General features: G+C 65.0%; 20 protein-coding genes. 17 read left to right on the forward strand and 3 right to left on the reverse strand.

The window, feature by feature from the left end; all coding sequences use genetic code 11:
* The first annotated feature begins 5 nt into the window (after nucleotides 1-5).
* Nucleotides 6-1,136, forward strand: a complete 1,131-nt coding sequence (locus AAFN55_RS04390) for a DUF2333 family protein (protein WP_347797656.1) — start codon at nucleotides 6-8, stop codon at nucleotides 1,134-1,136.
* A gap of 287 nt (nucleotides 1,137-1,423) precedes the next feature.
* A complete protein-coding gene (locus AAFN55_RS04395; RefSeq protein WP_347797657.1) occupies nucleotides 1,424-3,103 on the forward strand; it encodes a formate--tetrahydrofolate ligase in 1,680 nt (559 codons plus the stop codon).
* 23 nt (nucleotides 3,104-3,126) lie between these two features.
* Here AAFN55_RS04395 and AAFN55_RS04400 read toward each other — a convergent pair whose 3' ends face one another.
* Entirely contained in the window at nucleotides 3,127-3,363 is a 237-nt protein-coding gene (locus AAFN55_RS04400) for a DUF1127 domain-containing protein (protein WP_347797658.1), read from the reverse strand.
* A 105-nt stretch (nucleotides 3,364-3,468) separates the two neighbouring features.
* Between AAFN55_RS04400 and AAFN55_RS04405 the strand changes: the two genes are divergently transcribed.
* The 15 genes from AAFN55_RS04405 to AAFN55_RS04475 all read left to right on the forward strand — a co-directional run bounded on the left by AAFN55_RS04405 (nucleotide 3,469) and on the right by AAFN55_RS04475 (nucleotide 20,114).
* On the forward strand, nucleotides 3,469-4,347 hold the full coding sequence (locus AAFN55_RS04405) for a LysR family transcriptional regulator (RefSeq protein ID WP_347797659.1): 879 nt from the start codon (nucleotides 3,469-3,471) through the stop codon (nucleotides 4,345-4,347).
* 75 nt (nucleotides 4,348-4,422) lie between these two features.
* Nucleotides 4,423-4,740 (forward strand): hypothetical protein, encoded by a 318-nt coding sequence (locus AAFN55_RS04410; RefSeq protein ID WP_347797660.1) that lies wholly within the window; start codon nucleotides 4,423-4,425, stop codon nucleotides 4,738-4,740.
* Between the two features lie 127 nt (nucleotides 4,741-4,867).
* Nucleotides 4,868-5,587: a phosphatase PAP2 family protein gene (locus AAFN55_RS04415; protein ID WP_347797661.1), complete on the forward strand. Its 720-nt coding sequence runs from the start codon at nucleotides 4,868-4,870 to the stop codon at nucleotides 5,585-5,587.
* Between the two features lie 200 nt (nucleotides 5,588-5,787).
* Nucleotides 5,788-6,165 carry a hypothetical protein gene (locus tag AAFN55_RS04420; RefSeq protein ID WP_347797662.1) on the forward strand — a complete coding sequence of 126 codons (378 nt, stop codon included), beginning with the start codon at nucleotides 5,788-5,790 and terminating at the stop codon, nucleotides 6,163-6,165.
* A 218-nt stretch (nucleotides 6,166-6,383) separates the two neighbouring features.
* Nucleotides 6,384-8,573, forward strand: coding sequence for an anthranilate synthase (locus AAFN55_RS04425; RefSeq protein WP_347797663.1), 2,190 nt, complete (start codon nucleotides 6,384-6,386; stop codon nucleotides 8,571-8,573).
* A 207-nt stretch (nucleotides 8,574-8,780) separates the two neighbouring features.
* A complete protein-coding gene (locus AAFN55_RS04430) occupies nucleotides 8,781-9,689 on the forward strand; it encodes a cation diffusion facilitator family transporter (RefSeq protein ID WP_347797664.1) in 909 nt (302 codons plus the stop codon).
* Nucleotides 9,690-9,753: 64 nt separating this feature from the next.
* Complete coding sequence (locus tag AAFN55_RS04435) at nucleotides 9,754-10,524, forward strand: SDR family oxidoreductase (RefSeq protein ID WP_347797665.1); 771 nt, start codon at nucleotides 9,754-9,756, stop codon at nucleotides 10,522-10,524.
* Nucleotides 10,521-11,426 carry a 2-dehydro-3-deoxygalactonokinase gene (locus tag AAFN55_RS04440; RefSeq protein ID WP_347797666.1) on the forward strand — a complete coding sequence of 302 codons (906 nt, stop codon included), beginning with the start codon at nucleotides 10,521-10,523 and terminating at the stop codon, nucleotides 11,424-11,426. Before AAFN55_RS04435 ends, AAFN55_RS04440 begins: the two co-directional genes overlap by 4 nt.
* Before the next feature lie 217 nt (nucleotides 11,427-11,643).
* On the forward strand, nucleotides 11,644-12,921 hold the full coding sequence (locus AAFN55_RS04445) for an aconitase/3-isopropylmalate dehydratase large subunit family protein (RefSeq protein WP_347797667.1): 1,278 nt from the start codon (nucleotides 11,644-11,646) through the stop codon (nucleotides 12,919-12,921).
* On the forward strand, nucleotides 12,918-13,421 hold the full coding sequence (locus tag AAFN55_RS04450) for a 3-isopropylmalate dehydratase (protein ID WP_347797668.1): 504 nt from the start codon (nucleotides 12,918-12,920) through the stop codon (nucleotides 13,419-13,421). The genes AAFN55_RS04445 and AAFN55_RS04450 overlap by 4 nt, the downstream gene beginning before the upstream one ends.
* Complete coding sequence (locus tag AAFN55_RS04455) at nucleotides 13,418-14,290, forward strand: isocitrate lyase/phosphoenolpyruvate mutase family protein (RefSeq protein WP_347797669.1); 873 nt, start codon at nucleotides 13,418-13,420, stop codon at nucleotides 14,288-14,290. Before AAFN55_RS04450 ends, AAFN55_RS04455 begins: the two co-directional genes overlap by 4 nt.
* The gene (locus tag AAFN55_RS04460; protein WP_347800181.1) at nucleotides 14,287-16,026 is read left to right on the forward strand and encodes a hydantoinase B/oxoprolinase family protein; all 1,740 of its coding nucleotides are present in this window, start codon (nucleotides 14,287-14,289) and stop codon (nucleotides 16,024-16,026) included. The genes AAFN55_RS04455 and AAFN55_RS04460 overlap by 4 nt, the downstream gene beginning before the upstream one ends.
* Entirely contained in the window at nucleotides 16,023-18,074 is a 2,052-nt protein-coding gene (locus AAFN55_RS04465; RefSeq protein WP_347797670.1) for a hydantoinase/oxoprolinase family protein, read from the forward strand. Before AAFN55_RS04460 ends, AAFN55_RS04465 begins: the two co-directional genes overlap by 4 nt.
* Nucleotides 18,071-18,691 (forward strand): cysteine hydrolase, encoded by a 621-nt coding sequence (locus AAFN55_RS04470; protein WP_347797671.1) that lies wholly within the window; start codon nucleotides 18,071-18,073, stop codon nucleotides 18,689-18,691. Before AAFN55_RS04465 ends, AAFN55_RS04470 begins: the two co-directional genes overlap by 4 nt.
* A gap of 1 nt (nucleotide 18,692) precedes the next feature.
* Nucleotides 18,693-20,114, forward strand: a complete 1,422-nt coding sequence (locus AAFN55_RS04475) for an FAD-dependent oxidoreductase (RefSeq protein ID WP_347797672.1) — start codon at nucleotides 18,693-18,695, stop codon at nucleotides 20,112-20,114.
* Here the strand turns inward: AAFN55_RS04475 and AAFN55_RS04480 are convergent, their stop codons facing one another.
* Together AAFN55_RS04480 and AAFN55_RS04485 are read right to left on the reverse strand one after the other, a co-directional pair.
* A complete protein-coding gene (locus AAFN55_RS04480; RefSeq protein ID WP_347797673.1) occupies nucleotides 20,115-20,810 on the reverse strand; it encodes an isochorismatase family cysteine hydrolase in 696 nt (231 codons plus the stop codon).
* A gap of 23 nt (nucleotides 20,811-20,833) precedes the next feature.
* The gene (locus AAFN55_RS04485; protein WP_347797674.1) at nucleotides 20,834-22,519 is read right to left on the reverse strand and encodes a thiamine pyrophosphate-requiring protein; all 1,686 of its coding nucleotides are present in this window, start codon (nucleotides 22,517-22,519) and stop codon (nucleotides 20,834-20,836) included.
* Nucleotide 22,520: the final 1 nt, after the last annotated feature.

Genomic DNA, 22,520 nt, shown 5'->3' on the forward strand with positions numbered 1-22,520 from the left:
AAGCCATGTTCGATCCGATCGTCAGTTTCTTCACCCGCGTGTTTCAGGCCATCGGCCGGGGCATCGGGATGCTCGTGGCCTGGATCGTCTGGCCGTTCGTGGCTGCAAGCCAGTGGTATGCGCGGCGCGGCTGGATCATCAAGGGGCCGATCGGCATCGGGTTGATCCTGCTGATCGCTTTGTACGGCTACTTCATCTGGAATACGCAGCGCTGGACGAATTTCGACACGGCCTATGCGGAGAAGTACGACTTCACCGCCGCACCCGCGGGCGGAGCCAACCCGCAGACCGAGACGACGGACCCGGTCGAAGGCGAGGTCAAGACCTGCACGCGCTCCGCGATCGTGGACGTGACGGCCGACCTGATCGACTTCAACGTCAACCAGAACGGCTGGATCTCGTCGATGATCCTGTACAAGCTCGGCCTCTTCGGCATGGACTGGGACCATACGCCCTGGCTCGACAACAAGGCGTCGTTCCAGCGCGGCATCAACCAGGCTATCCGCCGCACTTCGATCGAACTGGTCGACACGCTCGGACGCGTTCGCGGCACGAGCCAGATCGACCAGAATTTGCAGGATGCGCGCGGTTCGATCGCGTTCGACGAGGAGACCTGGTATTTCGGCCTCAACCCGTTCGGCCCCAAGACGCCGACGCCGAGCTTCTACCGTTCGGCTGAGCGCAGCCTGCGCGCCTTCAACGATCGCATGCAGAACTGCCAGGTCGTGTTCAATGCGCGCGCCGACAATCTGATGCAGTTCGTGGACCGTATCGCCGGCGACATCGGATCGACCTCGGACCTGATCCAGGAGCGGTCGCAGAACCACAATGGCGGGTGGTTCGACACCCGCGCCGACGACCGGTTCTGGTTCGCCTACGGCCAGCTCTACGGCTATTACGGCATCCTGACCGCGGCACGGCACGACTTCCAGCAGGTCATCACCTCGCGTGAGCTCGGGCCGCTGTGGCAGGCCGTCGAGGAGCAGATGCGGGCGGCACTCAACATCCAGCCCTTCATCATCTCGAACGGCCGGGAGGACGGCTGGATCATGCCCACCCACCTGACGACGATGGGCTTCTACGTTCTGCGCGTGCGGTCCAATCTCGTGGAACTGCGTCAGGTGCTGGATCGGTAGGAGTAGGTGAGGGCAGTAGGGGAGTAGGGCAGTAGGGGCGAAGGCGATGGTCGTCGAGAAAACGCTTTGATGCCGCCGCCCGGCCAGAAACTGTTTCCCCTACTCCCCTACTCCCCTACTCCCCTACTCCCCTACTCCCCTACTCCCCTACTCCCCTGCCGCTGTCGCATTTCGCGCATTGGGCGGCTGTTTTGAGACGGCGTGAAAGGGTGCGGACGGTTTCTATGCCCCTCGACCTGAACGCCGCCAAAGGCGTCGCGTTTTAGCCAACCGGGGGAGAAGCCGTCATGGCCGAAGTGAAGTCCGACATCGCGATCGCGCGCGCCGCAACGAAGAAGCCGATCATGGAGATCGGTGGGAAACTGGGCATTCCTTCCGAGCATCTGCTGCCCTACGGCCACGACAAGGCGAAGATTTCGGCCGAGTTCATCAAGTCCGTGAAGGGCAACAAGGACGGCAAGCTGATCCTCGTCACCGCGATCAACCCGACGCCGGCGGGCGAAGGCAAGACGACCACGACGGTGGGTCTCGGTGACGGCTTGAACAGCATCGGCAAGAAGGCCGTGGTCTGCATTCGCGAAGCCTCGCTTGGACCCAATTTCGGCATCAAGGGCGGCGCGGCGGGCGGCGGCTATGCGCAGGTCGTGCCGATGGAGGACATGAACCTCCATTTCACCGGAGACTTCCATGCCATCACGACGGCGCACAACTTGCTTTCGGCGCTGATCGACAACCACATCTACTGGGGCAACGAACTCGGCATCGACATCCGCCGCGTCGCCTGGCGCCGCGTGATGGACATGAACGACCGCGCGCTGCGCGAGATCGTCTGCTCGCTCGGCGGCGTCGCCAACGGGTTCCCGCGCGAGGCCGGCTTCGACATCACGGTGGCGTCCGAGGTCATGGCGATCCTGTGTCTCGCCACGGATCTGAAGGACCTTGAAAAGCGCCTCGGCGACATCATCGTCGGCTATCGCCGCGACAAGACGCCAGTTTTCGCCCGCGACCTCAAGGCCGACGGCGCGATGGCGGTTTTGCTGAAGGATGCCGTGCAGCCGAACCTGGTGCAGACGCTGGAGAACAACCCGGCCTTCGTCCATGGCGGCCCCTTCGCCAACATCGCGCATGGCTGCAACTCGGTCGTCGCGACGACGACCGCGCTCAAGCTGGCCGACTACGTCGTGACGGAAGCGGGTTTCGGCGCCGATCTCGGCGCGGAAAAGTTCTTCGACATCAAGTGCCGCAAGGCCGGGCTGAAGCCGGCGGCAGCCGTCATCGTCGCGACCGTGCGGGCACTGAAGATGAACGGCGGCGTGAAGAAGGACGACCTCGGCAAGGAAGACGTGGCGGCAGTGAAGAAGGGCTGCGCCAATCTTGGCCGCCACATCGAGAACGTGAAGCAGTTCGGCGTGCCGGCGGTGGTGGCGATCAATTATTTCCACTCCGACACGGATGCGGAAATCGAAGCGGTCAAGGCGTTCGTCGCGTCGATGGGCGAAGAGGCGATCCTGTGCAAGCACTGGGCCAAGGGCTCGGAGGGAATTCAGGACCTTGCGCACAAGGTGGTTCAGCTCGCCGAAAGCGGCGCGTCGCAGTTCTCGCCGCTCTATCCCGACGACATGCCGCTCTTCGACAAGATCAACACGATCGTGAAGCGCATCTATCGCGGTTCGGAGGCCATCGCCGACAAGTCGGTGCGCGACCAGCTCCATCAGTGGGAACAACAGGGCTACGGCAATCTCCCGGTCTGCATGGCCAAGACGCAGTACTCGTTCTCGACCGATCCGACCCTGCGCGGCGCTCCGGTGGACCATGTCGTTCCGGTGCGCGAGGTGCGCCTGTCGGCCGGCGCCGGCTTCGTCGTCGCGATCTGCGGTGAGATCATGACGATGCCGGGCCTGCCCAAGGCGCCGTCATCCGAAAAGATCTTCCTCAACGATCAGGGCCAGATCGAAGGACTGTTCTGAGGCCAAGGAACAAGGGGCGCGCGTCAGTCACCGCGCCCCCGCACGCTCGCCCAAAGCGCGATGTGCATCAGGCGGGCTTCGCGTCGCAGCCGCTCCGCCTCGTCGCGCGTCATGCCTGCATCCTCCAGAAGCCTGTCGTCCGGCTTTGCGATCAGGCTGTCCAGGGCATGGCGCTGTTGCCTCGTCGCGCGCCACTGGCGCCATGCCCGGCGCAGCCGCGACAGCAGCGAAATCTTGTCCCTTTGCAACCGTTGATGCATGTCATCGTCCCGCATGGCTGATACGGGCAATTCTCCAACACCTTTGACATTCGACAAGCGAATATCCAATATGGCTGTCATCAGGTCTTGTGATGACGAGGCGCCATGTACAATCCGATCGACAGCGATCTGCTCCGCACCTTTCTCGCGGTCGCAAAGACAGGCAACTTCACGCAGGCGGCGGCGATGGTCGGACGAACGCAATCCGCCATCAGCATGCAGATCGGACGGCTTGAAGACCGGCTCGAAGAGAAGCTGTTCGAGCGGGGTTCGCGTGGCGTGTCACTGACCGCGCATGGCGAGCATCTTCTCCCCTATGCGCGCCGCATCGTCGATCTCCTGGAGGAGACGGATTCGATGATGCGGTCGAAGCCGCTGGACGGCCCTGTTCGCATCGGCATTCCCGAAGAGTACGGCGAGACGGTGATACCGCACGCATTGTCGGTGTTTTCCGAGCGGCATCCGGCGGTCGAGGTGACCGTGAAATGCGGATACTCCTTCATGCAGATAGAGGCGCTGGGCAAGGATCAGCTCGACCTGGCGGTGATCTTCGATTCGGATGACTCGAATGCCGGCGACGTTCTGTGCATCGATCCGACCGTCTGGGTCACCTCCGTGCTGCACAAGCGGCATGAAGAGACGCCCGTGCCGATCGCTGTCTATGACGGCGACAAATCCAACTGGTGCCACGACTTCGCCATTCGCTCGCTGGAGCAGCATGGCGTGCGCTATCGCGTGGCGTTCTCCAGCCATTCGAGCGGCGGGCTGAAGATGGCGGCGGCTTCGGGGCTGTGCGTCGCGGCCTTGTCGCGAAGCACGATTCCGGTGGGATGCCGGGAACTGACGCTCGGCGATGGTTTTCCGCCCGTCGATTCCTCGCGCGTGGTCCTGCGGCGAAATCCGCGTCGTTCCAGCCCGGCGATCGAGGGGTTGGTGGAGACGATCCGCGAAGCCTTCATGCCGTTGCGCGGCGAGGCGGGTTGAACGGTCGCCAATGATGGAACTCTCCGCGTCCGCGTTGCGTTCGCAAATTGACGTAAACGACTATGGAGATGAGACATGTCTACAAGCCGCAAGAACGAAGAACGCCTGCTCGACAGCGGCGAAGGCGAACTGGTCGCAAGGACCAGGCAGCCGGCGCTCGGCGCGCTTTCAGACAAGGATGTCTCCGACATTGCCAAGCGGCTGCGCGAACGCCGTGATCGTGCGCGCGATATCGCACATAAGCAGCGCCGTAGCGTGCGCGGGAAAGGCGGCGGCCAGGTGAAATTCGACCAGGCCGACGCAGGCAACCGCCAGAAGATGGGCGTGCTCGCCGAAGCGCTGTCGCGCGTGAACAAGGAACGCACGCGCCGCGGCGCGCCTGACCAAGGCTGATCCTCGCCTCCGGCATCAATGCCAGTCGACGCAAGGACCATGCATGCCCCCGAGATGCCCGCGACGAAAACGACGCGAACCTATAGGCTGATCGCGCGTTTCAACCGCACGCAATCTCGAGGGGCACATGGCACATAATCTCACCAACCTCGTCAAAGGCATGCGCGACGTCAGGTTCGCATCCACGCCTCTGCTTATGGTGGGCCTGTTCGCGGCCGGTCTCTACGGCTTCCTGGCGATAGCCGACGAGGTCAGCGAGAACGAGATCGCCGCGATCGACAGCCATCTGCTTCTGATGCTTCGCACGCCCGGCGACGTGTCCCGCCCGCTGGGGCCCCCATGGCTGCAGGAGACGATGACCGAGATCACGTCGTTGGGCGGGTATCCGGTGCTCGTGATCCTCGTGGGCGTGGTCGTGGGCTTTCTGCTGGTGTCGAAGAAATTCGGCCCCGCGCTTTTCACATGCCTCTCGATCGTGACCGGAACGGCGCTCGGGCATGTTCTCAAGCTGATATACGACCGCCCGAGGCCGGATATCGTGGATCATCTGGTCACCACCCACACGGCAAGCTTCCCGAGCGGCCATGCCACGATGAGCGCGGTCGTGTATCTCACGCTTGCCAGCCTGATCGTGCGGCTCGTGGAGGACACGGTCGTGCGGGTCTATGTGATCAGCATCGCCGTGCTGCTGACGGTCGCGATCGGCATCAGCCGCATCTATCTGGGCGTCCATTGGCCGAGCGACGTCGCCGCCGGCTGGGCTCTCGGCGTCGCCTGGGCGAGCCTGTCGTCGCTGGTCGTGACGGGTTTGCGGTTCTATCGGCATCGAGACGAGGCTTCGTCATGAGAACCTGCCAAAGTCGCTGAAATGGCGGCGGGCTGCCGGCTTCGGGCAGCCGTGAGCGGAAAACGAAGTAGGCCCCACCTCAAAACGACTTAGCCGACAACCATATCCCGCGCTGGCGGGTTATCGGCCCATGGATTAAGATTCCCGACAGGCGCAAGCAGCGCTTGGTTCGTTTGTGACCGTTCGCTCCGGAGGGAAAAATGCGCGGCGTTGCCTTGTGGTTCTTTGCGTCGGCAATTGTCTATGTGATGGCCGGCATGATGTTCGGTATCTGGATGGCTGCCAGCCACGATCACGGTCTCGCGCCGGCTCATGGCCATCTGAACCTGATCGGCTGGGTGACGATGGCGCTCTTCGGCATCTACTATCACCTTGTGCCGAGCGCGGCGGAAAGCAGGCTCGCAACGCTGCACTTCGCCATCGCGACGCTTGGCGTCTGGCTCATCGTGCCGGGCATCACGCTCGCCATACGTGGAACGACTGAAATTCTGGCGATTCTCGGCGCATTCACCACGCTCACATCGATGGTGCTGTTTCTCGTCATCGTGCTGCGCAACCAGCGTCCCGCGCTTGCCTGAGGGCTCCGCAGGAATCCGCTTGCCGCATGCGGGTTTCGCAGCTATGGAATCCGCATGACCATGCGTTCGATCAAGACCCTTTGGTGGTGGGCTCGCTGACAGCGGCCGGTTGAGCGCGTGTGCGTGAAAATTGTGGTGGCCGCAGCGGATTTCCGGGCGGCCATTTTGTTTTCAAGCCAATCCGGAATTCCGATCGGGAAACGGATGGAGATTTGGGCATGACTGTCGAATTGCTTGAAAACGGCGCCGAGCGCTTTGTCACCGCAGGCGGGGTGGCGATCACCCGCCAGCGTCACGACACGCCCTATGACGGCGCCATCGAAGCCTATATCGACGGGCTGGATTCGCGCCGCGGCTGCGTCTTCTCCTCCAACTACGAATATCCGGGCCGCTACACGCGCTGGGACACGGCGATGATCGATCCGCCGCTGGTCGTCAGCGCCAGGGGCAGGGCGATGCGCATCGAGGCGCTGAATGCGCGCGGCGAGGTCTTGCTGCGGCCGATCCGGCGCGTGGTGGATACGCTGGCGGACGTGAGCGTCGGCGAGGTGACCGACCGGCTGATCGCGCTGCAGGTGGCCGAGCCGTCGCGCGTCTTTGCCGAAGAGGAACGCTCGCGCGTGCCCACGGTGTTTACGGTGCTGCGCGCGCTGGTCGATCTGTTCCGGTCGCCGGAGGATTCGAATCTCGGCCTTTATGGCGCGTTCGGATACGACCTCGCCTTCCAGTTCGATCATGTCGAGCAGAAGCTGACGCGGGCGTCGAGCCAGCGCGATCTGGTGCTCTATCTGCCGGACGAGATTCTCGTGGTCGATCACCATCAGGCGAAGGCCTGGCACGACCGCTACGATTATGCTGGCGACGGGTTCTCGACCGAAGGCCTGCCGCGCGACAGCATCGAGCAGCCGTTCAAGCCATCCGATCGCATTCCGCCGCGCGGCGACCATGAACCGGGCGAATATGCGAAGCTGGTCGATGTCGCGAAGGAAAGCTTCCGACGCGGTGACCTGTTCGAGGTCGTGCCGGGGCAGATGTTCTTCGAGCGTTGTGAATCGAAGCCGTCGGACATCACGCGGCGGCTGAAGAAGACCAACCCGTCGCCCTATTCCTTTTTCATCAATCTGGGCGAGAACGAATATCTGATCGGCGCATCGCCGGAGATGTTCGTGCGGGTCAACGGCCGCCGGGTCGAGACGTGCCCGATCTCCGGCACGATCAGGCGCGGTGATGACGCGATCTCGGATTCCGAGCAGATCCTCAAGCTCCTCAACTCCAAGAAGGACGAGAGCGAACTGACGATGTGCTCCGACGTCGATCGCAACGACAAGAGCCGCGTCTGCGAGCCGGGCTCGGTGCGGGTGATTGGACGGCGGCAGATCGAGATGTATTCGCGCCTGATCCACACGGTCGACCACATCGAGGGGCGGCTGCGCGAGGGCATGGACGCCTTCGACGCGTTCCTCAGCCATGCCTGGGCGGTGACCGTCACGGGCGCGCCGAAGCTTTGGGCGATGCGGTTCATCGAGAACCACGAAAAGAGCCCGCGCGCCTGGTATGGCGGGGCGATCGGCATGGTCCATTTCAACGGCGACCTCAACACCGGCCTGACATTGCGCACCATCCGCATCAAGGACGGCATCGCTGAAGTGCGCGCCGGTGCGACGCTGCTCTACGATTCAGATGCCGCCGAGGAAGAAGCCGAGACGGAACTGAAGGCATCCGCGATGCTGGCGGCGATCCGCGAAGCGTCGGCCGGCAATGCGGTGGCGGCGGAACGCGAGGGCGCACGGGTCGGAGATGGCGTGTCCATCCTGCTGGTGGATCACGAGGACTCGTTCGTCCACACGCTCGCCAACTACTTCCGCCAGACCGGCGCGACGGTCTCGACCGTTCGTTCGCCAGTGCCGGAAGAGGTGTTCGACAGCATCAATCCCGACCTCGTCGTCCTGTCGCCCGGACCGGGCAGTCCGAAGGACTTCGACACCAAGGCGACGATCGACAAGGCCCGCAAGCGCAACCTGCCGATCTTCGGCGTCTGCCTTGGCCTGCAGGCGCTTGCCGAAGCCTATGGCGGTGAATTGCGCCAGCTTCACATCCCGATGCACGGCAAGCCCTCGCGCATCCGGGTCAACAAGGCCGGCGTGATCTTTTCGGGCCTGCCGAAGGAAGTCACCGTGGGGCGCTATCACTCGATCTTCGCCGATCCGGTGCGGCTGCCGGACGATTTCATCGTCACTGCCGAAACCGACGATGGCGTGATCATGGCTTTCGAGCACAAGCGCGAACCGATTGCGGCCGTGCAATTCCATCCCGAATCGATCATGACGCTCGGCCAGAATGCCGGCATGCGGATGATCGAGAACGTCGTCGCGCACCTGCCGCGAAAGGCGCGCGTGAAGGCGGCTTAGGAATGACATTGTGACGCTTGCAATCCTTCACGCCCCCCTCTGTCCTGCCGGACATCTCCCCCACGAGGGGGGAGATCAGCCGGCATCTTTTTCGGAGCTTTCCCGAAAAGGTCGCGACAGGGACGTGCGTGATCTCCCCCCTCGTGGGGGAGATGTCCGGCAGGACAGAGGGGGGCAACGTCGAGCGCGGGATTTTCACGGCCGGCCATGACCGACAAGCAGAAAATTCGCCGGCTTGCCGGTTGGACCATTATCGTGGCGTTCGCGGTGATGGCTCTGAAATTCGTCGCCTGGTGGCTGACGGGGTCCGTCGCGCTCTATTCGGATGCGCTCGAGTCCATCGTCAACGTCATCGCCGCCTTCGCGGCGTTCTGGGCGATCACGGTCAGCCACAAGCCGGCCGATCACGACCATCAATACGGGCACCACAAGGCCGAATATTTTTCGGCGGTGCTCGAAGGGGTACTGATCGTCGTCGCGGCGCTGCTCATCATGGCGGAGGTCTGGCGTTCCTGGCAGAACCCGGCGCCGCTCGATGAACCGGGGCTTGGCCTTGCGATCAACGCGTCGGCCGCCGCGATCAACGGGTTCTGGGCCTGGCTGCTCATTCGCAACGGCAGGGCCCACAGGTCGCCGGCGCTGGAGGCCGACGGCCATCACATCATGACCGACGTCGTGACGTCCGTCGGCGTCATCGCGGGCCTGATCGGCGCCGTGCTGACCGGCTGGTATTTCCTCGATCCGCTTCTGGCGCTGATCGTCGCGCTGAACATCCTGTGGCAGGGGTGGAAGGTCATCCGCACCTCGCTCGACGGCCTCATGGACCGCGCCGTGCCGATGGAGGAGACTGTCAGGATCCGCGACATCATCTCCACCAATTCCAAGGGCGCGATGGAGGTGCACGACCTGAAGACCCGCATTGCCGGGCGCGCGACCTTCATCGAGTTCCACATGGTGGTCGATGCCGGGATGACGGTCGGCGAAAGCCACGCGATCTGCGATCGCATCGAGGCTGCGTTGCAGCAGGAAATCCCGTCGATGCGCGTCACGATCCACGTCGAGCCGCATGAGGAAGCGAAGCTTCCGCCGGGCACGACGGCAGTGCCGTTCGCCTGAGATACTTGCGAAGACATCGAGGCGGCTTTGCCGTAGCCTGTCGCGCAACTAATGGGATGAGATCATGAAGTTTTCGGCGACGTTCCACGATCTGACGGGCAGATCGGTGTTCATTTCGGGCGGCGGTTCGGGCATCGGCGCATATCTGACGGAGGGCTTCGTGGCACAGGGTGCGGACGTCGCCTTCGTGCAGCGCTCGGACGCGACCGCGCTGTGCGACCGGCTGGAGAAGACCTACGGTTCGCGGCCGCTCTACATTCCCTGCGACGTGACCGACATTCCTGCGCTCAAAAGTGCGATCGCGCAGGCCGCCGAGGCGAATGGCGACATCGGCGTGCTGGTCAACAATGCGGCGTGGGACAATCGCCATCCACTGGAGGGGTTCTCGGTCGAAGACTGGGACCACATGATGAACGTCAATTTGCGCCATCACTTCTTCGCCGCACAGGCCGTCATGCCCGGCATGCGGGCCGCCGGCGGCGGATCGATCATCAACTTCTCGTCGATCTCCTACATGATGGGTAATGACGGCTACCACGCCTATGTCTCGGCCAAGGCCGGCATAACCGGCCTCACGCGCGGGCTGGCGCGCGAACTCGGCAAGGACAACATCCGCGTCAACGCGGTAATGCCGGGCTGGGTGCTGACCGATCGCCAGCGCGAATTGTGGGCCGACGACACGTCGCTCGCCGCGCATATCGAGCGGCAGAGCCTCAAGATCGAAATTCCGCCCGAAGCGATGGTGGAGCCGACGCTCTTTCTGGCGTCAAATGCATCGACCGTCATGACCGGCCAGGCACTCGTCGTCGATGGCGGCGTGGTCGTCACGGGATGAAGCCTTTCGTTGCAGCGGTCGATTGGGGCACATCGTCGTTCCGCCTCTGGGTGCTAGCGTCGGACGGCACCGTGCTTGCCGAAGCGCGCAGCGACGAAGGCATGATGAAGGCGATTTCGCTCGGCTTTCCTGCCGTCCTCGACCGCCATCTCGGCGATGTCGGCGCGGGTGCGGACCTTCCCGTCATGATCTGCGGCATGGCGGGCGCGCGTCAGGGGTGGCGCGAGGCGCCTTATCTCGACACGCCGGCAGCGCTGGACGATCTCGGGGCGCAAGCGGTGACGATCGACGGGCAGATCAGGGACATCCGCATCCTGCCGGGCGTCGCGCAGCGCGATCCGGATTGGCCGGACGTCATGCGTGGCGAGGAAACGCAGTTGCTGGGCGCGATCGGGCAGGGCACGCGATCCGGCCTCGTCTGCATGCCGGGAACGCACGCCAAATGGGTGGAACTCCGGGATGGCGTCGTGCGGCGCTTCGCGACGGTCGTGACCGGCGAGACATTCGCGGTGTTGCGGGAACATTCGATCCTGCGGCTCGCGCTGGACGGCCAGCCGCAACCGGAGGCCGACGACCCGGTCTTTCTCGAAACGGTGCGCGCGGTTTATCAAGATCCGGCGCTTGGCGTGGCGCGGCTGTTTGCGATCCGTGCGGGGCCTCTCCTCGGCGTTCGCGATCCCGCACAAGGGGCCGCGCGTCTCTCCGGCCTGCTGATCGGCATGGAGCTTGCCGCCGCCCGCGCGCGCTTCGGATCGATCGGTAAGGTTCAACTCGTCGCGGCCGGACGGCTCGAAGGCGTCTATCGCGCCGCGTTGCGGGCAGTCGAAACGTCCGTTGAGACGGTGGACGCCGATGTGGCGGTGCGCGCCGGCCTTTTGGGCGCTGCCCGGACGATCTGGTAGCCCCGCGTCATACTCCGCCGTCCGTCACGACCACTTGCAGTGGATACGGTTCGCCAGCGCTTCCCAAATTGACATAATGGTATATTGATATACCATTAGAGTTAGGCTCAGAGAGCGGCGGGGCGACCAGGTGAGTACGGTACTGTTTGATCGATGCGAAAAGGGTGCGCGAAGCGCGTCTCCCTGCGTCGGCGTTTCAGTCCTGAGAGGCCGGTAGATGGCTGCGACATTGGCGCAGAAAATCATTGCACGCGCTTCCCGGCGTGTATCCGTGCGCCCCGGCGAGATCGTGACCGCGGGCATCGACCTCGCGATGATCCATGATTCGGGCGGGCCACGCCGCGTGGAGCCGATCCTGAAGGACCTCGGCGTCGGCCTGTTCGACGCCGGCAAGGTCGTTCTCATCTCCGACCATTTCGTGCCCGGCGACACTGACGAAGGCGCGCGCATTCTGGAACTGACCCGCGCCTGGGCGAAGGAGCGCAAGGTCGCGTTTCACGATGGGCAGGGCATCTGCCATGTGGTGCTGCCGGAAAAGGGGCATCTCAAGCCCGGCATGTTCGTCGTCGGCGGCGACAGCCACTCGCCGACAGGCGGCGCGTTCGGCACCTACATGTTCGGCATCGGCGCGACCGAGATGGCGGGCGTTCTGGCGACCGGCGAAATCTGGCTGCGCGTTCCCGAGACGATCCTGATCGAGTGGCAGAACCGCCTCGGCACTGGCGTCGTCGCCAAGGACATGATGCTGGCGCTATGCGGCCGGCTGGGCATGGGCGGCGGCAAATACGAGGCCGTGGAATATACCGGCGAGGCCGTTCGCGCGCTGTCGATGCAGGAGCGCATGACCATGTCGAATATGGCCGCCGAACTCGGCGCGCAGGCCGGGCTGATCGCGCCCGACCGGACGACCGCCGACTGGCTTGCGGCTCACAATGGCGACGCGGGCGATTGGCAGAGCCTTTTCACCGACCCGGACGCGGCGGTGCTCGAACATCATGTCTTCGATGCAGCGACGCTGGAGCCACAGGTTGCGGCGCCGCATTCGCCGGCCAACGCGATGGCTGCGAAGGATGCGCCCGCCACCGCGATCGACGTCGCCTATATCGGCGCCTGCACCGGCGCGAAGTATGACGACCTTGCCGCCGCCGCCGCGATCCTGCGCGGGCAAAAGCTCGCGGCCGGCGTCGAGATGATGGTGGCCCCCTCCTCGCGCGACGACCAGAAGCGCGCAGAGGATGAGGGGCTGATGAAGGTGTTCGAGGATATCGGCGCGCGCATCCTCCCAAATGCGTGCGGCATCTGCGCCGGATACGGCACGGACCGCCTTGGCGAGGATGTGACCTGCATCTCGTCGACGGCGCGCAATTTCCAAGGCCGCATGGGGGCGAATTCGTCCAAGGTCTGGCTGGGCTCGCCGCTCACGGTCGCCGCCTCCGCGATCGAGGGACGCGTCGCCGATCCGCGCCACCATTTGCCTTCCGAGGCTCGTGCATGAACCGCGTCTTCCTCGTCGGCGACAACATCGACACCGACCAGCTCGCGCCCGGCCAGTATATGCGCGGCGGGATCGAGGAACTGGCGCGCCACAGCCTCGAAGCCGTTCGGCCCGATTTCGCGTCGAGCGTGAGGCCGGGCGACGTGCTCGTCGGCGGCGAGAATTTCGGTATCGGTTCGTCGCGCGAACAGGCCGCCGAGGCGCTGCGCCATCTCGGTGTCGCCTGCGTGATCGCGCAATCATTTGCCGGCATCTTTTACAGAAACGCGATCAATCTGGGCCTGCCGGTGCTGGTGGGCAAGGATTTGAGCCATGTCGAGGACGGCGACCCATGCCGCTTCGACATCGATGCGGGCGAGCTGGCCCTGACGGCCAAGAACACAACACTGCGGCTGGAGCCGCTTCCCGAGAACCTGAAGCAGATGCTCTCCGATGGCGGCCTGGTGCCCCATCTGAAGAAGCGCTTTGCGGCCAAGCGCAAGGACGAGGCACGCCAATGACAAGAACACTGAAACAGCGCCTGGCGGATGACCGCATCCTGCTGGCGCCCGGCGTCTATGACGCACTGTCGGCCCTGATCGCGGAACAGGCCGGCGCGGAAGCCGTCTACCTCTCCGGCGCGTCGCTGGCGTATACGCGCTTCGGCCGTCCCGACATCGGGCTCGTGTCGATGAGCGAGGTGGCGGACACGATCGCGGCCGTGCGGGATCGCATCGAACTTCCCATCGTCGTCGATGCCGACAACGGTTTCGGCAACGCGCTCAACGTGCAGCGCACCGTCCGTGTCTTCGAGCGCATGGGCGCGAACGCGCTGCAGCTCGAAGACCAGACGATGCCGAAGCGCTGCGGCCATCTCGACGGCAAGTCGTTGATTACGCTGTCCGAGATGGTCGGCAAGATCAGGGCCGCGTGCGACGCGCGCGCGTCGGACGATACGCTGATCATCGGGCGCACCGACGCGATCGCGGTCGAGGGCTTCGGCCCGGCGATCGAGCGTGCCGAAGCCTATGTCGAGGCGGGCGCGGACATGCTCTTCATCGAGGCGCCGCAATCGGTCGAGGAACTCGACACGATCTGCGAACGCTTCCGGGGCCGCGTGCCCCTGATGGCCAACATGGTCGAAGGCGGCAAGACGCCGATCGTGGACGCCGGCGACCTCCAGGCGCGCGGCTTCAGCTTCGTGATCTTTCCGGGCGGCATCGTCCGCGCCGTGGCGGCCACCGCGCGCGACTATTACGCCAACCTGCTGGCCAACGGCTCCAACGAGGCGTTCCGCGATCGCATGTTCGACTTCGCCGGCCTCAACGAGGTGATCGGCACGCCGGAACTTCTCGAAATCGGCAAATCATATGACGGGGATGAAGCCTGATGGCGCTCGATACGATCACGCTGGCGATCCTCAAAGGACGCCTTGAGCAGATCGCCGACGAGATGGACGCGACGCTGTTCCGCTCGGCGTTCAATCCGATCATCGCGGAGGCGCATGACGCTTCGCACGGCATCTATGACGCCTTGACCGGCGATACGCTGGTGCAGGGCAAGTCGGGCCTGCCGATCTTCGTCGGCGTGATGGCCTTCGCGGTCAAGGCGGTGATCGACAAGGCGGCAAGGCAGGGCGGCATCAACGAAGGCGACGTGTGGATTTTCAACGATCCCTACGATGGCGGCACGCATCTGTCGGATTTCCGGCTGGTCAAGCCGGTGTTCCGCGACGGCAAGGTGTTCTGTTTCCTGGCCTCCGTCGGCCATTGGCACGATGTCGGCGGCAACGTGCCGGGCAACTACAATCCGGCCGCGACCGAGTGCTTTCAGGAAGGCATGCTGATCCCGCCGGTCAAGCTCTACGACCGCGGCGTTTACCGCTCCGACATCGTCGATATCCTGTCGGCCAACTCGCGCCTGCCGCTGTCGCTCTATGGCGATCTGAACGGACAGATCAACGCGCTCGACCTTGGCGAAAAGCGCATGGTCGAACTCCTGACCGAGTATGGCGACGGCACCGTTGCCGACTGCCTCTCGGAGCTGAAGTCGCGCGCGGCGCAGATGATGCGCGCGCAGATCGAAAGCCTGCCCTCGGGCACCGTTTCGGCCGAGGATTTTCTGGACAATGACGGCATCTCCGACGAGCCGCTCAAGATCGCGCTCGACCTGACGATCGACGGCGACCGCATGATCATGGATTTCTCGCGCTCGTCGCCGGCCTGCGCCGGTCCGGTCAACATATCGCGCTCGACCACGGTTGCCGCGTGTTACGTCGCGCTCAAGCACATCTTCGGCGACGTGCCGGCGAATGCCGGCGTGCTAGAGCCGGTCGAATTCAGGATCGACGAGGATTCGCTTTTGTCGGTGCGCGCGCCGAAGCCGGTCGGCGGCTACACGGAAACGATCCTGCGCCTGATCGACGTGGTCTTCCAGGCCGTGGCCCAGATCGCGCCGGAGCCGGCCATGGCATGCGCCTACGGCACGATCAATGCGCTGTCATTGGCCGGTCATCGCGCCAATGGCCAGCGCTGGGTGATGTTCTCCTTCTTCGGCGGCGGCCACGGCGCGCATGGCGCGGGCGATGGCCTGAACCACGGCAATGCGCCGATCTCCACGGCGACGATCCCCCCGCTGGAAATTCTCGAAACGGCCTATCCCGTGCGCTTCACGCAATGGGCGTTGCGGCCTGACTCAGGCGGCGCAGGCACCTATCGCGGCGGCCTGGGCGCGGTCTACGAGATCGAGCTTCTGGAAAAGAACGCAGACGTCTTCCTGTTCGGCGAGCGCGGAAAGTTCGCGCCGCAGGGCGTTGTGGGCGGCGGGCCAGCCGTCCACAACCGCTTCACCTACGAGCAGGAGGATGGCTTCCATACGCCGCCGCTGGTCTCGAAAATGGTCGGCATCCACATCGAGCGCGGCCAGAAGCTGCGGCTGGAGACGCCCGGCGGCGGCGGCTATGGCAACCCGTTCGCGCGCGACGCCGATGCCGTGGCGCGTGACGTGAAGCTCGGCTTCGTCAGCGCCGACAAGGCCAGGGCAGAGTACGGCGTCGAGCTCGACGCGCAGGGACGACCGGACAACGACAAGACGAATGCCCTGCGGCATGGAGTGGCGGCACGATGACGAAACCTCAATACACGATCGGCGTCGATGTCGGCGGCACCTTCACGGACGTCTTCATTCTGGATGAAGCCACCGGCAAGGTAACGACCGCCAAGGTGCCGTCCACGCGGGGCGACCAGTCGAAAGGGTTCGTCGAAGGCATCTCGCGCGAAGTGGCCGATTTCGGCGATATCCGCACCATCGTTCATGGCACGACCGTTGGCACGAACGCGCTCTTGGAGCGCAAGGGCGCCCACACAGGCATCATCACGACCGAAGGGTTTCGCGACGTGCTGGAAATGCGCCGCCGAGACCGCCCGACCACATGGGGCCTCAAGGGCTCGTTCACGCCGGTGGTGGATCGCGGCGATCGCGTCGAAGTGCCGGAGCGCACGCTGGCGGACGGGTCGATCCTCGAGCCGGTGAACATCGAGGCGGTGAGAGCGCGCGCGGCGGAACTGGCAGCGAGCGGTTGCGAGGCGGTCTGTGTCTTCTTCATCAACGGCTATGCAAACGGCGAGAACGAGCGGCAGGCCGTGGAGGCCGTGCGCTCCGTGTGGCCGAACGAATATGTGACGGCGGCGACCGAAATCCTGCCTGAAATCCGCGAGTTCGAGCGGCTGTCGACGGCGACGCTCAACGCCTATCTCCAGCCGGTCGTCTCGTCTTATCTCGACCGTCTCGAAAAAGGCCTCGCCGGGCGCGGATTCAAGGGCGACGTGCTGATCGTCCAGTCGAATGGCGGCGTGATGTCGGTCGATACCGCAAAACGCTATCCCGTTCGCACGGCGCTGTCGGGACCGGCCGCAGGCGTGATCGCGGCGCAGGAGATCGCCAAGGCTGCCGGTTTCGATGACATCATCACCTGCGACATGGGCGGCACGTCCTTCGACGTCTCGCTGGTCGCGAACAACAAGGCAGCACTCGCCGCACAAACCTCCATCGATTTCGGCATGGTGGTGCGCACGCCGATGATTGAGATCACCACGATCGGTGCGGGCGGCGGCTCGATCGCATCGGTCGATCGCAGCGGCCTGCTACAGGTCGGTCCGGAATCGGCCGGCTCCGATCCAGGCCCGGTCTGCTACGGTCTGGGCAATGAACGCCCCACGGTGACGGACGCAAACCTTGTTCTCGGCCGGATCAATCCCGACCGGCCGATCGGCGGAAAGCTGTCGCGCCTCGACGTCGACGCGTCGCGTCGCGCGGTCGAGGAACACATCGCCAAGCCGCTGTCGCTGACCATCGAAGAGGCCGCCGAGGCGATCCTGAAACTCGCCAACGCGAAGATGGCGGGCGCGATCCGCCTTGTCTCAATCGAGAAGGGCCACGACCCCGCGCGCTTCGCCGCGATGCCCTTTGGTGGCGGTGGGTCGTTGCACACAGGCGCGCTGATCAAGGAAGTGGGCCTCGGCTCCGCGCTCGTTCCACGGTTTCCCGGCGTGACATCCGCGCTGGGCTGCGTCGTCGCGGACATGCGCCACGACCGCGTCCAGACCGTCAACACGCTGCTCAGCCAGGTCGATGCGGCCGCGCTCGGCAAGGAGATGGAAGCGGTCGCGGCAGACACGGAAGCGCTTCTGAAGGCGGCGGAAGTCGCGTTCCAGAAGATCGAGCGTATCTACGAGTTCGACATGCTCTATCTCGGCCAGACGCACACGGTCGGCGTGCCTGTCGAGATGCCCGCGGGCGGGCTGACGCGCGAGGCGATCGCGACGGCTTTCGAGGCGGCCTACAAGGAAGCCTTCGGGCGTCTGCTCGACAACATTCCGATGCGCGTGATGAACTACCGCATCGCGGTGGTGGGCCGCAGGCCGAAGCTCGACATGGCAGTGTTCGCACCCGTGGATGGTAAGCCGCCCGAGGACTGCCTGCGCGGCACGCGGCGCATCTATGCCGAGGGCGCGTTCCACGAGGCGAAGATCTACGACCGGCTGGCGCTGGCCGTCGGCGCGGCGATCCAGGGACCGGCGATCCTCGAACAGGCCGACACGACGATCTTCGTCGATCCGGGCTTGAACGCCACTGTCGATGCCTTCGGCAATCTGGTCATGAGGCCGGCGACATGAGCCTCGATCTCGCGACCATCGACCCGAAGACGACCGGCCTGCTGATTGTCGATTTGCAGAACGACTTCCTGCACGCAGACGGCGCCTATGCGCGCGGCGGGCAGAAGAGTGCAGAGATCGCGGCCCTGCCGGCGCGCGTGAAGCCGGTGGCCGACGCGCTGCGCGCCAAGGGCGGCTGGGTGATCTCGACCCAGTTCACGCTGGTGCCGGGCAAGGGCGGCGAACCCTTCATCTCGCCGCACCTAAAGGAACTGCGGCCGTTCCTGACCAAGGGCGACTTCGCGCCCGGCGGCTGGGGGCATTCGCTGGTCGACACGTTGCAGCCGGCGGACCTCGTCATCGAAAAGGTCGCCTATTCGGCATTCTACATGTCGCGGCTGGAATGGGTGCTGCGCAAGGCCGGCATCGACACGCTGATCATCTGCGGCATCGTCACCAATGGCGGCGTGGCCTCGACGCTGCGCGAGGCGCATGTGCGCGATTTCAGGACCGCCTTGCTGACGGACGGCTGCGCGGCGTTCAAGACCGAGACGCATGATCGCTCGATCGCGGATCTCTCCACGATCGCCACGCCAGTGACGTGCGCCGAAGCGGCGGCGATCATCGCGGGCCTCTGAGATGAGCGGACCCGGCATTTCCCGTGAAATGCCGGCTGTCGTCGACGTAGAGACCGCCGTTCTGGTAATCGGCGCAGGCGCGTGCGGGCTTGTTGCGGCCCTCCGGGCCGCGCATGCCGGCGCGGAGGTCGTGGTTGTCGAGCGCGATGCCTCACCCACCGGCTCGACTTCGATGTCGTCCGGCTTCATCCCGGCTCCTGCCACCCGCTTTCAGCATGCAATCGGCGTCACCGACGACACGGCGGACCGGTTCGCGGGCGATCTCGACGCCAAGACGCACGGGCGCGTGGTTCCGCATCTGGCAAGGCTCGCCAGCGAGCGGATCGGACCGGCGCTGGAATGGCTCGCCGACGATCATGGTCTCGAATGGATCATGCTGGACGACTTCCTCTATCCCGGCCATTCGCGCCACCGCATGCATGCCGTGCCGGAGAAGACCGGCGCGACACTGATGGCGCGGCTTCTGGCGGCGGTGGCGGCTGCGGGTATTCCCGTTGTTACCGAAGCCGAGGCGCAGACGCTGCATTTGGGTTCGGCTGACACAGTTCGTGCGGTGACGATCGTTCGTCCGAATGGCGCGCGCGAGACGATCGGCTGCAAGGCGCTGGTGATCGCATCGAGTGGTTTTGGCGGAAATGCGGAGCTTGTCGGCAGGCATATCCCCGAAATCGCCTCCGGTCTCTATTTCGGCCATGCGGGGAATCGCGGCAGCGCGCTCGGATGGGGTGAGGCGCTCGGCGCGCGCGTCGAGCATCTCTCGGGCTATCAGGGTCACGGGTCGCTCGCGCACCCGCACGGCATCCTGATCTCGTGGGCGCTGATGATGCGCGGCGGCGTTCAGGTGAACGCTGCAGGCGAGCGGTTCTCCGGCGAAAGCGGCGGCTATTCCGAACAGGCGGTGCATGTGCTGCGACAGCCGGGCGGAATCGCGTGGGACGTCTATGATGAGGCGATCCACGATTTCGCGCTTGGTTTCCCGGACTATCGCGATGCGGTCGAGGCGGGCGCAGTCCGGTTCGCTGCCACGGTGAGCGAACTCGCCGCCATCATCGGCGCGGCGGAAGCAGTCCTTTCGGAGACGATTGGCTCCGTCGAGCGCTTTCGGACTGGTGAAGCCGCCGACCCGTTCGGCCGCGACTTCACCCAATGCCCGGCGCTCAAGCCACCCTATGTCGCAGTCCGCGTCACCGGCGCGTTGTTCCACACGCAGGGCGGGCTGATGATCGATGAGACTGCGCGCGTGATGCGCGAGGATGGATCGGCCTTCGCAAATCTCTTTGCCGGAGGCGGTGCGGCCTGTGGTGTGTCGGGGCCGGACGTGTCGGGATATCTCTCGGGCAACGGCCTGCTGACGGCCGTTGCGTTCGGCTTCGTTGCCGGGGAGAGTGCGGCGCGTGAGGCCGCGTTCAGCGAGGGGCGCTGATCAGCCTTCCAGCATCGCGACGATCTCGTCGGTCTTGCGGACGTCGCCAAAACTCTGGAGGAACGTCGTCAGCGCCGCGATATGCGCCTCGTCGGTGCGGGTCGCGTTGGCGTCCTCGATCATGATCGTCTTGAAATCGGTCATGACGGCGTCTCGCGCCGAGCTGTCGCAGCAGACATTGGTCATGCAGCCGGCGATCAGCACGGTGTCGACGCCCGCGGTGCGAAGCAGGATCGGCAGATTGCTCGTGCCGGGCAGGAAGGCCGACAGGCGGTACTTATTGACGATCATGTCGCCGTCCCGGACGTCGAGCTCGCCACAGAGCGCGTGCATGTCCGCGTCCTCCTGAAGCGCGGCGAGGATGCGGCCGGAAAGCTGCGGGTTGACCATGTAGTCGAAGAAGTTCGGCCAGCCGGCCTTGTCGAACGTCGCCCTGATCCAGACGACGCGCCCGCCCGCCCTGCGCATGGCGGCGGCGAGCCGGTTGACGTTCGGCACGACCGTGCGTGCGCGGGCGACTTCCGACGGTGCGCCGGGATCCATGAAGGCGCGTTGCAGGTCGATGACGACCAACGCGCTTTTCGCGGGATCGATCGTGTCGAACACATGCGGCCTGCCGCGCCGGTCGGCGGCGGCCTGGATCACGGTGTCGGGCAGGGCCGGGTGCATGACAAGCGGGGCGGTGTCCTGGGACATGGGGTCTCTCCGTTGGATATGGTTCAGCCGGCGCAGCGAACGTCGAGCACGGCGCAGCGGCCGTTCTCGCGTATCTCCGAGAATGCGCGGTCGAGCGCCGAGGGCAGAAGGGCAGGGTCTTCGACCGTCTCGCCCCAGCAGCCGCAGGCTTGCGCGATCGTCGCGAATTCCGGGACCGGCTCGAAGCGGGTCAGCGGCATGCGGTTGGCGCGCGCGGCGTGGCCGTCCGGGTACATGGCGCGCGTCGCGCGCGCGACGGCGCCCCAGCCCGCATTGTTGAAGATCATCACGAGGATGGGGATGTTTTCCGCCGCCGCGATCTGGTGGCAGGCGATGGGGTTGGCGAAGATGTGGCTTCCGTCGCCGACGGCGGCGATGACCTCGCGCTCCGGCGCGGCAAGCTTCGCGCCGAGTGCAGCAGGCAGGCCCCATCCAAGGCCGCCTGCGGGTGAACTGCCGTAGAACTCGCCCGGCTCGGTCGTGGTCATCACCCAGCGCACGAGCGGATACTCGTTGACCAGGATCGAGCCCGGCGCACGCGCGCGGTCGAGGCAGGCCGAAGCCCAGGCCATGGTGATCTCGCGCGGCATCTGCGAGGCTGAAGCGCGACCTTTGTCGCGCATGGCGGCGCAGCGCGCGGAGACGGTTGCGCTGCGTTCCGCGGGCGCCTTGGTGTCGCTGAGTTCGTCCAGCATCGCCTCCAGAAACAGCTTCGCCGAGGCGCGGATCGTCAGGTCGGAGCGGAAGCCGCGGAGCGGGTAGCGCGCCTGAAGGGGGTCGATGCCGACCTGAATGACCTTGAGCCCGTCGGCGGTCCTGTCGGTCGCGGGCATCCACGGCACGTCGCATTCGAGCACGACGATCAGATCGGCATCCGCGATCCACGGCGCGATCTCGAACCCGCCGTGGAAAGCATCCTCGCTGGAGAGGCTGAGATGGCGGGGGCGATATTCGACGACCGGTGCGCCTGTCGCTGCCGCAAACCTCGAAAGCAGCGCAGGCACGGCCTTGTCGGCACCGGCGCGGGCGGTGACGATGACGGGGAAGCGCGCCTTCGACAGCGCGTCCGCCGCAGCTTGAACGTCTGCCGGATCAGGCGCGCCGGGGCCGGCAGGCAGCATCAGCGGCACGGCGCTGATCGTCTCGCTGGCGGGCTTCATCGCAAGCAGTTCGCGCGGCAGCGTCATGTAGACGGGCCCGGCCGGGCTGGAGTGCGCGATGGCGAGCGCGCGGTCCGTTGCGGCTTCGAGCTGGCGCGGGTCCTTGAGTTCGTAGTCCCAGCGCACGCTCTCGCGCACCATGCCTGCCTGATCGAACATCTCCTGCGCCCAGTGGATGTTGAGCGAGCGGGCGCCGGCCTCGCCCTCTTCCAGAAAGGGCGTGCGCCCGGCGGCGAGCAGCAGCGGCACGTAATCGCGATCCGCGTTGATCAGCCCGTTGATGGAATTGGCCGTGCCGACATTGACATGGACCATCGCGGCCTGCGCCTTGCCGGAGACCATGGCATGGCCATGCGCCATCGAGACGGCTGCGTTTTCATGCCCGCAGATGATGGGGCGGGGGATGTCGATGCCGTTCTGCTCGGCCCGCGCGATGCCTTCCACGATCGATGGAAAGTCCGTTCCCGCATTGGCAAAGAGGAAATCGACGCCACGCGCCTTCAACAGGCGCAGCCATGCTTCCCCAACCGTTTCGGGTGCAGATTCCATC

Source organism: Mesorhizobium sp. CAU 1732 (assembly GCF_039888675.1).
Lineage (GTDB): Bacteria > Pseudomonadota > Alphaproteobacteria > Rhizobiales > Rhizobiaceae > Aerobium.